Source organism: Natrinema caseinilyticum (assembly GCF_024227435.1).
Lineage (GTDB): Archaea > Halobacteriota > Halobacteria > Halobacteriales > Natrialbaceae > Natrinema > Natrinema caseinilyticum.
On sequence record NZ_CP100446.1, the window covers coordinates 176,284 to 190,005 of the forward strand.

Consider the following 13,722-nt stretch of genomic DNA (forward strand, 5'->3'; position numbering starts at 1 on the left):
CTCCGACGGATGTAAATCACCCGCCCGATGACGACCCAGATGAAGGACACATCGAATCTCAACTCACGGCGGACCGGTCGGCCACGTCGCGGTCGTCCAGCAGGCCGTCGCGTAATGCTGTGGGGTCGATCGGGGCGTCGGGGCCGTCTGCGTCGTGGCGGTACAGTTCGATCTTGCCATCCTCAACCACGAGGTACGTGTTGTGGACCGGTGCGGTAACTTTCCACGAACCCGGGTTGGCCGCAACGTTGTCCGGATGGACGTACGGAGTGTGTGTGTGGCCGTAGACGAGTTTGTCCTCCGGGATTTGCTCCAGGAATGCGTGCGCTCGTCGTTCGCGTCGGGGGTACGTGGGATCAGCAGGGGAGGCGGACCCGTTTGAGGTTGCGATGTGGTCCGGGCCGCGTCCACTCCCGATGGTCTCGTACACCGTCCGGAGTCGTCGCTTTTGCGCCTGCAGAATCGAGCGACCTTTCGCGACGAGTGGATCCTTCGCGCCCCGAGTGGGATCGATGTCACCTCGATCGCCCGGCCCCGAGAGGCGGTTCGAGAGAGCGTCGAACTGGAGGCGATCGAACGCGTTTCCATGGCGGAATCGGATGCTGGCGTCGCCGCTGTCGAGGACGAATTCGTCGCGGAACGCAACGTTGTACAACGACGTATCGAGGTTACGGAGATGCGTGTCGTGGTTTCCGAAGACGACGTACACAGGGAGTTCGTCGGCGAGTCGTTTAATTCGCGTTATCGTCTCGCTCGTCTCCCAGGCGGAGCCGAACGAATCGCGACGAATCATGTCCCACACGTCTCCGAGCAGGATCAGCGCGTCAATCTCGGCCCTGTTTCGGTACTGCTCCTCGAGAAAGGCGGTGAACGCAGCAACGTCCGCGTGTTCAGCACCGAGGTGCGCGTCGCCAGCGACGACGATCCGTTCGGCCATTGTCAGTCCTCACCCACCGACTGTCCGTGGGTACGTGCTTGTCGTGTCGTCTCCGATCGTCCGTTCGCTCCAGTTCGATTGTCGAACCGGCTCTCCGGTTCGTACTGATCGTCGTTCATTCCTGATCGTCGGTGCCCGGGATTGGAACTCGTCGCTGATATATCTTTCAGGGACCACAGCGTCCGTCTGGGAGTCAGTCTGGGAAGAGATAACAATTTAAGTGAGCGGGCACGGGCTTCGCCACTGGGCGAATTGGTGACCGGCAGACGAGATCGGTTCGCCCGACCGACTGACACATTGACCGATGCTGTCGTGATATACACATCTAACGAAAGGCAGCGCACTTATTATGATCGCGTACCTCCTCAGACCGGCGCTGGTCGGATGACACGGCATCTTCCTCGGGCCCTTCCTGCTGGTGGTCATCGTTGTCTTCATGCAACGGATTCGCCCGGTGCCGGCGCCCCCGTCGCTATCATCTCCAAGCGGTGGTTCCGATTCCGCGACATATACGGCGTCGAGGTGATGGGTGGCGAGGACGACGCGTTCGTTCTCGCTGTCACAGCCGCCATTGACACGATCGTGGCGAAGGGCGATCAGGGCCGGAACCGCCGTCGGGGTCGGTGACCTGACTCGCCTCCGTCTTCGTTCATGACGATCGAACCGGAGGAGTTGCTCGTCAGGACGACGCCTACTGCCGCGCTCGGACGGGAAATTAAAGTGATCTGGTGAGTTCCTCACCACCAATCGGAATCGGTCACTTGCAAAACTGTACACAGCCGGCCTGCAGTCGGGGACGAAGTCACGACGGTCGATCGAGTGTGCTCGTGTCAGTGAACGCCAAAAATGGGGTCACACGTCGATTATGATCTAAGAGGGTGACGATCCGATAGCCATCGACGTCTACGTTCAAACAATCATCCAGTCCGTGTGGTTGCACTGTCCGTATCCCGTGAAACGAGGTTTATCGCCTTTGACAGCGTAGTAACAATTGATCATGGACATCAACTGGACAGCTGTAATAACTGGATTCGTTGTGACCCTCGCGTTAGGATTCATCAGCGGCCTCGTCTTCGTCGGATCGGGGGCCTCGATCGTGCTCCTGTACTGGGGCGGAATCGGACTACTCGGCGGCCTCACCGCCGGATATATCTCTGGCGGGACGATGGGGTCCGGTGTAACCCACGGCGGTATGGCAACCGTCTTCGGGTCGCTGGTTCTGTTAGTCCTTGCGACGTTTACGACCCTGCTCTTCGGGGGCCTCGTCGCATCGTTCAGCGTGCTCGTCTTCGGCCTGCTCATGCTCGCGTTCTATGCCATCCCTGGTGGCGTGGGTGGCGCGATCGGGTCGTGGGCGAAGCATCGTCGGGCGACTCCAGAGCCGACGACGACACGAGCCTGAATAGATCACTGGCGACCTGTACCGAGTTTTTGTGGACTATAATCGGCAGATGAATTTCATCGTCGTCACGAATCGCTTATCGTTGCCGGCTTGCAGGCGATACTGACCGTTCTGGCCTTCGTGGTCATCGACTTCGAGGATCTCATCTTCTGGGGCGTGGTCACGTTCGTCCTATCGTTGCTTCCGCTGATCGGTGCGTCGATCGTCTGGATTCCAGCAGTGGTCTATCTCGCGATTGTGGGGAACATTCCAGCAGCGGTGGGGCTGCAGGTATATGGAACCGTCGTCATTAGTAGCTCGGATAACTTTGTCCGGCCGCTCGCAATGCAACGCGGAGCGCGTCTTAACTCCGGGCTGCTCGTTCTCGGCATCTTCGGTGGGGTGGCCGTTTTCGGGTTCCCTGGTCTCTTCACCGGCCCAGTCATACTGGGGCTGTCGAAAGTCATCGTCAATCTGCTGGTGGAACAGTCATACTGGGGCTGTCGAAAGTCATCGTCAATCTGCTGGTGGAAATACGTGGTACACCTAGAGAAAGCCGATGAGAGACCGGCCTGCGCGAACCGCTGGCCGTCAGTGATACCCTGTCTTTGGTGAATCGGTCGACGACTGCACTACAGTACATTGTGAAGTACCTCGGGGTCACACCCCGAGGCACTCGCCTTGTTCATTTGTAGATAAATTAATAGTCTCCCGAGACATGGCTCGACGGCCGACCGTACACAGCTACCCGCCGTCTCGAGGTTCGTTTCTCAGTAATTCAGTACGAGGGTGCACTTTCGTTAATCGCTCTTGCGTAGTTCATTGTTGATTTCAGAGTGTTGCTCGAATAGCGTGTTTGAGTGCGTCTCGTCCCGGTTTTCGATATAGTTCTCGGCGAAGCTGGAACGCTCTGAGATACTGTGTCTGCTTATCTTTCGAGATACCTCGATGCGGCGAGAGCCACGCGTCGCTAACGCGACGGTGGCTCTCGCAGATATTGACGTGGACCTCTTCGTCGACGTATTCACCGTCACTGTGGACGACGTATTCACGGGTGAATGCGTCGTCCTGTTTGAGTGGCTCGTACGCTCGAAAGCCGTCAGAATAGACAGTCAACGACTCCTCTTGGCGGTCTGCCAAGAGGAGTCGAATCGTCGATTCATCCGCAGCTTTCGCTGGAATCACGTACCGCTGTCCCGTACCGCGATCAGCGAGAATGAACATGGGTGGCTTGTCGCCATCATATGTTCCGCGCCCACGCGTGGACAGGCCACGCGAGCGCGACTCCTGGTCGCGCTCGCGGCCTTTCTTCCCGGCAGAGACATACACTTCGTCGATTTCGACCGGTCCGACAAGATCGAGGGAAGGCGCATCGAGCGCTCTGGCAAAGCGCTCGATGCGCCGGTGGATCGTCTTATGTGTCACCCCGATTTCGCACTGCAGCTGTCGGAGACTCGTGTTAAACCGGAGAAACGCATAGATTGAGAACAACCACCGGCGAAGTGCGATCTTCGAGTGAGCGAAGATCGTGCCCGTCTTGTCGTTGAACGTGCGGTCGCAATCCTTACAGAGATACCGGCTGAAAGTGCCCATAGCTGCCGTTACTGACCGTTCGGTCAGAACGGCAGCGAGGACAACTCACACCATCACGCCAGCGAACCTGTTGGAGCAGGTCCGCTGCGACTGATTCCGAGCCAAACACATCGAGCGGAATCATCCGTGTCGGGCACCGCTGACGCGGTGCCCTTGTTCTCTTCGACTCTCCAGCGACTGCTTAGTAGTATCAACAATCTCCTACGGAAGAGCGTAACGGGGTCGGTGAGCGCTTATTACAGGTACAGGACGTCCATTGAGAATTCAGAAACAGTCGTAAATCTAATACCGACTCCACATCATGAAATTATTCTCGAATCTCATCACTGTATTATATGGAATGCTGGAGTACGAGCGTGTGAGTCGGTCGCAACTACTACTGTGGGCCACTCAGAGAGACACAAGTTATGAGCAAAGAAACAACCCACATGACGCCAGAATCAAACTCCGAACTGCTGCGGGCAACGCGCCGAAGTGCACTTCGTGGGGCGGGCCTTGCCGGAATGCTCGCACTAGCCGGTGGCAGTGCCACTGCCAGCCAAAACGCCTCGGAGGCGAACACCCAAGAGGCTGAAACCGAGACGTCAGCAGCTGACGAGTCAGTCCCAGTGACCTGGGAAAACTTCCCACGGGCACAGATACATCTCATAATGAAGAACGTCGTCGAACAGGGCGGGTTTGGCGAGTTTTATCATTACCGAACCCTCCTCCCCCCGGGTGAGCAGCCCGCAGCCTTGCCCAATCACGACACGTTCTATTCGTTCGGTGTCTTCGATCTGACCGAGCCGGTCACCATCACCAAACCGGACACCGGTGACCGCTACCAGTCGATGGTCGTCCTCGATGAGGACCAGTACGTGAAAGGGACTCTCTACGATCCCGGCGAGTACACGTTGACCCGGGACGGGATCGGGACGCGGTACACCATCGTCCTCGCCCGCACGTTCGTCGACCCGAACGATCCAGACGACGTAGAAACTGTCCATGGCTTACAGGACGAACTCGCAGTGAGCCAGGACTCGGCCGGCACGTTCGAGATTCCCAACTGGGACCGCCAGGCACACGACGAACTCTTCGACGCGCTCGTCACGCTCGTCAAAACAATGGACGACTTTGGCGGCGCGTATGGCGATGTCGGCGAGGTCAATCCCGTGAAGTACTTGCTCGCTAGCGTGACACCGTTCGGGTTTCCGGAATCCGAAACGATCTACTCATCGAGGATTCCCGACCAGAACGACGGTGAGACGCCATACACACTCACTGCCCAAAACGTCCCCGTCGACGCGTTCTGGTCGGTCACCGTCTACAACAGTGATGGGTTTCTTGAGGAGAACGAGTACGACGCATACACGATTAACAACGTGACTGCAGAGCAAGCCGATGACGGCAGTGTCACGATCCATTTCGGCGGAGACCCCGATCAACCGAACTTCCTCTACACCCCAGCGGAGTGGTTCTACGTGGTCCGACTCTACGGTCCCCGCGAGGAGATTCTCGACGGGAGCTATCAGTTTCCCGAAGCCGAACCAGTCGAGTGACAAGGACACGAACATCGATGTTCTGGCGGCTGAGGCGGTGTGAATCGACCGTCGCTCGTCCTCCACTTCACATCTTTATTCAGAGTCGGATTCGAAACAAGCTCGCCTTGTTCATACACAATATCCAACTTACTCTCAAGACTTTACCTTGGTTCGTGGATAGGGGTGATATGGCTGACAAGATTGGGTTGTCAGAGTCGATTGCGATGGCCGTTGGGGGAATGGTTGGTGGTGGGATTTTCGCGGTTTTAGGTGTTGTTGCCGTCAAAGCTGGCCCATCAGCATGGATGGCATTCGTCGCATCTGGATTCATTGCTGCGTCTGCTGGATACTCATTCGTTACGCTCAATAATCAGCTACGACAGCCGGGAACACCAATCACGTTCATCGAGGTGTACACGGGACGAACAGCCCTTGCTGGGATGATGGGGTGGACGTTCGTAATCGGCTATATTGGGACAATGGCACTGTACGCATATGCGTTCGGGAGTTACCTCGTTGCTCTTATCGGTCTTCAAACAGTGGCTGGCATACCAGCACAACCATTTGTTTCGACAGTAGTTGTCGTGCTATTCGTCGGTATTAATGCTGCAGGTGCACACGCCTCCGGACGGACAGAAGACACACTTGTTGGGCTGAAAATAGCACTTCTGCTTGCTTTCTGTGGCGGCGGACTATACTACGGATTCGTTCACGGGCAACTCAAATCAGGTCTCACCACACTTGGTATAGGGCCGCTTGTCGCTGCTGCGGTTTCGTTTGTTGCGTTTGAGGGGTGGGAATTACTTTTGTTCGATCAAGAGAGTATTCATAACCCACGAACGACAGTTAAAAAATCAATTTTCGTTTCAATTACAGCTGTTACAGTGCTTTACGCCCTCGTTGCAATTGTGACAACGAGTCTCCTCTCCCCACGAACGATTCTATTGAACTCAGAAACAGCACTCGCAATAGCTGCACGGCCGTTTTTCGGTGCGATTGGTTTCACGCTTATTTCTATCGCTGCGCTGTTTTCAACAGCAAGCGCACTCAACGCGACTTTGTTTAGTACATCACGACTCATGCGACAGTTAGCCACGGACAAACTCTTACCAAAGCGCCTCGAGAGTCGTGGGAGCGAACCGGTTTGGTCGCTCGTTATCCTCGGTGTACTAACGGCGACTCTGGCATCGCTCGGAAGCCTCAATGCGATTAGTTCATTCGCGTCACTCACCTTCATAACAATATTCGGTCTCATCAGCTTTCTCGCATATCAAGAACGCTCTCGGTCGATACCGTCTGTGATACTCCCAGCAATCGGTACAATAGGTGCAATTGCAACCATTATTGCGCTCATCTGGAATCTAGCAACTACCGAGTTTGGAACGTTTGTGATTGTCACTGTACTTTCATTGATCGTTATCACAGCTGAACTGGTATATTTCGAGCGTACACCTATCCAACAGGAATTCAAAAAATGAAAACTGAGTGGTGTTTTGGCAGATTTGTTATAATACACTATAATATGTTAAAATGGGCGGACTTTTCACCAGTGGCATCTCAATCGATTATTTGATCGCTGCATCGTATCCCCTGAACGTGTTTCTATATCTACTTATCATATTTAATAGTATTTATCGTACGGATGCGGTACTTACGTTTGTTTCAATATATGGATTCGTTGCTGGCTTCGAGCGTGTCATACAATGGTTCCCAACAGCTATTATCCTCCGCCCATATTTTGAATCAAACTATAACTGACGAGACTCACAGGATATTCGCGAAATGCGGACTGTACAATCGCCAAGTAGCGGGTGTGAGACGAATTCTATGACACGCTGGGCTTCATCTATATTTTTCTCGAGACATCGCTACTACTCCACTTCGTACCAAGTGAAGTCATACTCCCGGTGGCCATTGCACTTCTCGTTACCGGCGCCAGAAGCAACAGCAGCAACGTTCCTCTATCGAGCGGCGACATACTGGCTCCCGCTCCTGTATGTGGTATCAGGTAGGTCCTCTGTAGGAACTAGAGTAGACTCTCCACCACTGATAAAAGATCTAGTGGCAGGTAATGATCAACCGATTTCAGCCTCTTTGTGGAGATCGGAAACTTCCATCACGTCTGCCGGCGTCACTATTCCGATTGGGTGTCCGTCTCGTTCGACGAGCAAGTGCTCGAAATTACTTGTCCACAACTCCATCAGAACATCCATGGCAGCAGTATCTGCTGGAACTGATGGTACATCTTGAGCCATGACATCACCGACGGTATTGGTAGTGTGGTCACGCGAACGGCTGAGCGTATCGAACGTGATTGTTCCAACGATGTCGATGTCGGTACCAGCGCGTCTCCCGTTTTCAACAACCAGAAATGTCAACTGCCGTTCTCGAATCATTTGCCGGACCAATTCATCAATCGGCGCATCAACCGAAACCGTCGGAGGATTACGCTCCATTACATCAGCGGCAGTCAATCCCTCCAGTAATTCGGCTAGCGCGACCGTCCGATACTCAGAGACTGCTGCCACATAGACGAACAGTGCGATAAAAATCAAAATGACATTGAAAGAGAGAATGCCGATAATCGTGAAGAGCAATGCAAATAGCTCACCAACTCTGGCGGCAGTATGCGTCGCTTGGGTGTAGGACAGCCATTGAGACAAGAAGGCGCGAAAAATCCGGCCACCGTCCATTGGGAATGCCGGGAGAAGATTGAACAGGGCGAGAACGACATTCATCAACGCTAGCCAGCCGATGACGAATATGATGACCGGAAACTCTACTGGAATAATATTTACCACGACAAAACACAGCCCTCCGAGCAGCAAACTCGTGATAGGGCCAGCGATCGCGATTCGGAGTTCCTGATTCCATTCTTTCGGTATTGACTCCATGTTGGCAACGCCGCCGAAGATCCAGAGCGTGATCGACTGAATCACCACCCCGTATCGACGGGCAACCACCGAATGACCAAGTTCGTGGATGGTGACGCTCGCGAAGAGACCGAGCGAGGCAGCGGTTCCGATCACCCATGGTGTAGCGCCCTGTGCAAGTGTGGCCGTATCGACCGGTGCTCCAACCATAGAACCGATAATCCCAGAATACAGCCCAAGATTGACGCCATTTCCGATCAGCCACACCAGTATCGGTAAGAACACGATCAACGATATGTTGATCCGAATCGGAATGCCCCCGATACGTCCAATTGTAAAGCTAGTCGTCATGACCGATCAACTCGAGAGCCCTCTCGTGCGCCAGGATCGTGATAAAATACCATCTGGCAAAGATCAGGGACAGACACTGGTTCGTAGTCAGTGTAGTCGAGAGCGATTTTCTCGTTGACGTACCAAAAGACGCCATTGCAAGCAGAGACGAACGCGATGAATAGCCGACCGATGAGCACGAGATATACAACAATCGAATCGAGGGTTACACGGTTTACTCCATTCTCTGAAGGCATCTTGGTTATCCACCACATCACAGAGTAAAAACGTGTAGGAAGTGCCAATCAGTCCTCCCTGCCAGCGTAGTACTCGTGTGACGACGTGTCTGATTGAATCAATTTCGTGACCATCTCTGATGCTCTGATGGTCTGATTTTATGCGAACCTCTTCAACCACTACCGAGTAGTGAATTTCATCATCGTCGCAAACCGTCTTTAATAGCCTTCGACGTGGTACTCATCTGTAACCACTGTCTAGAGGATTTCACAACCGTATGAGTGCTGAGTCGAAGCGTTCGAAACGGTTCCTCCTTCTAATCGGTGCTCTAGTTGGACTGGTCTCGTTATTCATCGTCTTGCCGTTTCTCACTTGGATTTTTATCGCAGTCATCCTCGCATACGCGCTTACACCTCTCAACGACCGGCTCTCACAGCGGCTCGGCGCGGGACTGTCTGCCGGCCTGTCAATGCTCATTGGTCTCTTTCTGATCGTCCTTCCGATCGTCATCATCTTGGGTATCGCAGTGAATCAGGCCCGGCAACTCTTTGCAGACTTTGAGCTTAGAGATGTTACCCAACTCGACAAGGTGATCGCAGAGAGGATTGGTCTTCAGGTCGATACCGCAACTCTTCATGAGGCATTCAGCGGTGCAATCAAAACTGGTGCGCAAGGCCTTGCCGGCAATCTCTTCAGTATCATTGGTGGACTCCCCGAGCTCTTCATCGGATTCACCGTCCTGTTTTTTGTCCTGTTCTACTTGCTAAAAGATGGGGACAAGGCTGTTGCGTGGTTTCGAGAAATGCTCCCGATCGAACCAGAGGTACGGGAAGAATTGTTCGAAGAAACCAGCCTGTTGCTCCACAATTCACTTGTGGGGACCGTCACCGTTGCTGGGGTACAGGCAATCCTGCTTGGCCTTGTGTTTCTCGTTCTCGGCCTCGGAAACGTCATTTTCTGGATCGTGACGACATTCATCGCAGCGATGATTCCCATAGTCGGTGCGTCGATCGTCTGGATTCCAGCGTCGCTCTATTTGTTCCTTGCCGACCGTCCCTTTCCCGCGGTCGTGTTGTTGATCTTCGGAGCAGGCGTTGTCAGTACAGTCGATAACATTCTCCGTCCGATAGTAATACGACGGGGAACACAACTTAGTCCAGCTGTCACAATCATCGGCATTTTCGGCGGAATTTCGCTCTTCGGATTTATCGGCCTCTTTATCGGCCCGATCGTCCTTGGGTTGATGAAGCTTATCATTGAGATACTCGTACAAGAGTATTCTGAGTCAGGAGCAGTCAAACAGGAGTGAGAGGCACATTGAAATCATCAACACTTGATTTTATCTGTACCATACAAGTGCTGTGTTTTTAGGACAACTGTGGAACCTCTCATCTCAGAGGGTTTCAATGCTCTGCAAATGCAACTGACACGGCTATCATTACACTTTCCACCATCTAAACTCGATGTACGAACGCGTTCTCATACCGACCGATGGAAGCGAAAACGTCGCTCATGCAGTCGAAAACGGAATCGCGATCGCGGACCAGTTTGGAGCATCAGTCCATGCACTTTCGGTTGTGCCGTACGTCGTGACGCGTGATCATATTCGATACTATCCGGAGGAGCATGCAGAACATGCCGTTGAAGATGTCGAACAGCAATGCCATGAGAAAGGAGTCGACGTAGTGACCGAAACCCGGAAAGGGGAACCAGCACAAGAAATCCTGGAATATAGTGAAGAGAACAACATTGATATCATCGTGATGGGTACTCACGGGAGATCTGGATTCGATCACGTGCTTATCGGCAGCGTCGCGGAACGAGTTGTCCGACACGCGACGATTCCTGTCTTAACAGTTCGGTCAAAAGCCGAATAGCTTCGCGGAACCGCCAACTTGTGAACTGCCTCGGGATCGATACCTGTGGATTCACACAGGATTAGGGCAAATACTGCTTGTCGATGAAGCCCGACGATCGTCGCATCGCAACATAGGAGCGGCATCGAGACGTGGATAGAAGATCTCTGATAGAGTCTGAAACCCCCCGACCGATTCGGCTGCGGCAGATCAGTGAACCGGACGATATCACGGAGGTGACGTTCTTTCTCGCGAGTGATCATTCGTCATCGATGACAGGGAGACCAACACTGGATGACCAACTTCGATACAAAGCCCAAAGCCGACTTCGAGAGCCGATCATCAGTACCTCGCCCGCCAGCGTTTGTGTATCGAATCAACCACCAGCAAAACGGGTGACGCAAGTAGAGCGACAAGGCCACCTTCCAATGGCGGTGGTGCCTGCCCGAGAATCCTTGCAATCGGCCCAACGAAGAGGAAGGCAAGCAACGCCAGTAGTTCGACAATGACGGCACCGACCAGAAGGCGGTTCGATGTCCAACCCAACTCGCCCGGCCAGTGAGTCGTGCTCCGACAGGCGAATGCGTTTGCCATCTGGCCCACAACGACGGCAGTAAACGCCGCACCTGACGCAGCGAATAGTTCAGGTTGCTCGGGAAATGGCCCGCCCGGTACCCAACCAAAGGCAGCGAGCGAGACGACGAATGCGGTCATCTCGACGGTTGCTTCAGCCGGGCCGAGAACGCCGAATGCACGACCGAGTACCGTCTCGTCGATAAGATGTTCGGCCTCGAGGGGCTGCTCGAGCACATCTTCAGCGGGCGGTTCCGAACCGAGTGCGAGTGCTGGAAGGAGATCTGTTCCGATGTCGAGTGCAAGAATCTGGAGGATGCCGAGCGCAAGCGGGAACTGACCCGCCGCGAGTGCCCACACAACGAACGGGGTGAGTTGGGCGACATTGTCAGTGAGATGGTAAGTAAGGAACCGTTTGATGTTATAAAACGTTGCCCGACCTTGCCTGATCGCGTTGACGATCGTCTCGAAATCATCGTCAAGCAGTACGAGATCAGCCGCTTCACGTGCAACGTCCGTTCCTGAGCGCCCCATCGCAACGCCGACATCGGCCTCTTGCAGCGCTGGCCCATCGTTGACACCATCGCCAGTCATCGCTACGACGTGCCCACGATCCTGTAACGCATGGGCGATCAGGAGTTTATCTTCAGGACTGACTCGACTGACCACGACACCATCGCGGTCCAAAAGCGCTCCGAGCATCTGGTCGTCGTCCGGAAGCTCATCACCGTCAATGACGAGTCCATCATCGCCTACCAACCCGACTTCTTCGGCGATCGCTCGCGCCGTCGTCGGATGGTCACCCGTTATCATCGCTGTCCGGACGGACGCGTTCTTGCTTTCGGTGACAGCCGCCGCCACACCGGGACGTGGCGGGTCCTCGAGACCGACGACGCCGACCAACTCGAGGTCCGTTTCGATCGCCTCGAGATCGGCATCGGCAGTCACCTCGTTTGCCGGTCGGGTTGCGACCGCGAGAACGCGAAGGCCACGTTCCGCCATCTCTGCGACGACCGTCTGCACATCGCCCGCTTCATGACGCGTCCGCTCGATGACTGCCTCCGGGGCACCCATGACCAACAGCTGATCCTGCGTCAGGACAGATGTTCGCCGCCGCCGGGGATCGAACGGGAACCGCTTGACCTCTGGGTCAGTCTGGATCTGATCCTGAATGTCTACATCCAGCCGACGAGCGAACGTAACGAGCGCAGCCTCCATCGGATCCCCGTGTGCCACCCACTCCCCATCGCGGCGTTCGATGTCACCGGTCGAACACCGGGCGACGACGGTTCCCAGTTCTCGAAGTAGGGGTTTCGTTTCGTCGCCAACCTCCACAGTTCCCGTTGGATCATAGCCGTCGCCCTCGATATGGGCAGTGCCCGCCGGTGTCCACGCTTCGACCACAGCCATCCGATTTTGCGTGAGCGTTCCCGTCTTATCCGTACAGATGAACGTCGTCGATCCAAGCGTCTCGACGGACTCGAGTCGTCGCACGAGCGCGTTGTCGGCTGCAAGGCGCTTGGCACCGACGGCGAGTGACATCGTGACGCTCGGGAGCAGGCCTTCAGGAACAAGTGCAACCGTGACGCCGATGGCGAAGAGAATGCCGACGCTGGGATCGGTTCCAAGTGCGACGCTCACAGCGAAGAACACACCACCAACTGCGACCGCGACAGCTGCAATAATTCGAACAAGTCGATCGATCTCACGATGCAGTGGTGTCTCCGGCCGCTCTCGTGCACGTGTCAGCGCTGCAATTTCGCCGAGCCGCGTTTCGGAACCGGTTGCTCGAACCACCCCTGTTGCTTCACCTTCGACGACGAACGTGCCCGCATATGCCGTCTCACCTTCCTCAACCGGCTCCGGATCACTCTCACCGGTGAGTAACGAGACATCGAGCTGGAGGGAGTGAGAGTCAACGATCTCGAGATCCGCCGAAACACGATCTCCTGGGCCGAGCAGTACGACGTCATCGACGACGAGTTCCGTCGCATCAATTTCACGTATCGTCCCGTCACGTCGGACAGTGGCTCGTTTCGGGAGTAAATCTCGGAGCCGTTCGGCTGCACGTTCGGCGCGGTATTCCTGTGCGAACGCAAAGAGCCCGTTGATCACGACGACCAGAACGATGGCGATCCCGAGTTCCATCATGCCGGCGACGACAGCGAGGCCGCTTGCCACCCAGAGCATGATTGCGAAGAAGTGAACAAACTGCTCGGCGAGCAGCCGCCAAGCCGGTGGCGGTTGCTGCGTTGGCAGGACGTTGGGACCGTCACGTCTGAGTCGTTTCGCTGCTTCAGAGTGAGAGAGGCCACGGACGCGACGGATGGAACGCGAGCGGGGTGGGTTCTGTTCCATTCACCGGTACTCCACACTCACCATCTCGAAAAATCCTTCAATGGTTGGATTGGTATAATTGTTG

Annotated in this window: 9 protein-coding genes and 1 pseudogene; 6 read left to right on the forward strand and 4 right to left on the reverse strand. The window is 54.9% G+C overall.

The window, feature by feature from the left end:
* Positions 1-58 precede the first annotated feature (58 nt).
* Positions 59-937 carry a metallophosphoesterase gene (locus tag NJT13_RS20205; protein WP_254525952.1) on the reverse strand — a complete coding sequence of 293 codons (879 nt, stop codon included), beginning with the start codon at positions 935-937 and terminating at the stop codon, positions 59-61.
* A 997-nt stretch (positions 938-1,934) separates the two neighbouring features.
* On the opposite strand from NJT13_RS20205, the gene NJT13_RS20210 reads away from it, so the two are divergent.
* Both NJT13_RS20210 and NJT13_RS20215 read left to right on the forward strand, forming a co-directional pair.
* Positions 1,935-2,339, forward strand: a complete 405-nt coding sequence (locus tag NJT13_RS20210) for a DUF5518 domain-containing protein (RefSeq protein WP_254525953.1) — start codon at positions 1,935-1,937, stop codon at positions 2,337-2,339.
* 78 nt (positions 2,340-2,417) lie between these two features.
* Positions 2,418-2,933 (forward strand): AI-2E family transporter, encoded by a 516-nt coding sequence (locus NJT13_RS20215; protein ID WP_256549455.1) that lies wholly within the window; start codon positions 2,418-2,420, stop codon positions 2,931-2,933.
* Positions 2,934-3,149: 216 nt separating this feature from the next.
* On the opposite strand, the pseudogene NJT13_RS20220 reads toward NJT13_RS20215, so the two are convergent.
* Positions 3,150-4,035, reverse strand: a pseudogene (locus tag NJT13_RS20220) (IS1595 family transposase).
* Between the two features lie 526 nt (positions 4,036-4,561).
* Between NJT13_RS20220 and NJT13_RS20225 the strand changes: the two are divergent.
* Both NJT13_RS20225 and NJT13_RS20230 read left to right on the forward strand, forming a co-directional pair.
* Positions 4,562-5,449, forward strand: a complete 888-nt coding sequence (locus tag NJT13_RS20225) for a DUF1214 domain-containing protein (protein ID WP_254525955.1) — start codon at positions 4,562-4,564, stop codon at positions 5,447-5,449.
* A gap of 170 nt (positions 5,450-5,619) precedes the next feature.
* Positions 5,620-6,909, forward strand: a complete 1,290-nt coding sequence (locus NJT13_RS20230) for an APC family permease (RefSeq protein ID WP_254525956.1) — start codon at positions 5,620-5,622, stop codon at positions 6,907-6,909.
* A 597-nt stretch (positions 6,910-7,506) separates the two neighbouring features.
* Here the strand turns inward: NJT13_RS20230 and NJT13_RS20235 are convergent.
* Positions 7,507-8,655: a site-2 protease family protein gene (locus NJT13_RS20235; protein ID WP_254525957.1), complete on the reverse strand. Its 1,149-nt coding sequence runs from the start codon at positions 8,653-8,655 to the stop codon at positions 7,507-7,509.
* A gap of 493 nt (positions 8,656-9,148) precedes the next feature.
* Here NJT13_RS20235 and NJT13_RS20240 point away from each other — a divergent pair, with 493 nt between their 5' ends.
* Both NJT13_RS20240 and NJT13_RS20245 read left to right on the forward strand, forming a co-directional pair.
* Positions 9,149-10,180 (forward strand): AI-2E family transporter, encoded by a 1,032-nt coding sequence (locus NJT13_RS20240; protein WP_254525958.1) that lies wholly within the window; start codon positions 9,149-9,151, stop codon positions 10,178-10,180.
* Between the two features lie 154 nt (positions 10,181-10,334).
* The gene (locus NJT13_RS20245; RefSeq protein ID WP_254525959.1) at positions 10,335-10,748 is read left to right on the forward strand and encodes a universal stress protein; all 414 of its coding nucleotides are present in this window, start codon (positions 10,335-10,337) and stop codon (positions 10,746-10,748) included.
* A 321-nt stretch (positions 10,749-11,069) separates the two neighbouring features.
* Here NJT13_RS20245 and NJT13_RS20250 read toward each other — a convergent pair whose 3' ends face one another.
* Positions 11,070-13,658, reverse strand: a complete 2,589-nt coding sequence (locus NJT13_RS20250) for a cation-translocating P-type ATPase (RefSeq protein WP_254525960.1) — start codon at positions 13,656-13,658, stop codon at positions 11,070-11,072.
* Positions 13,659-13,722 lie beyond the last annotated feature (64 nt).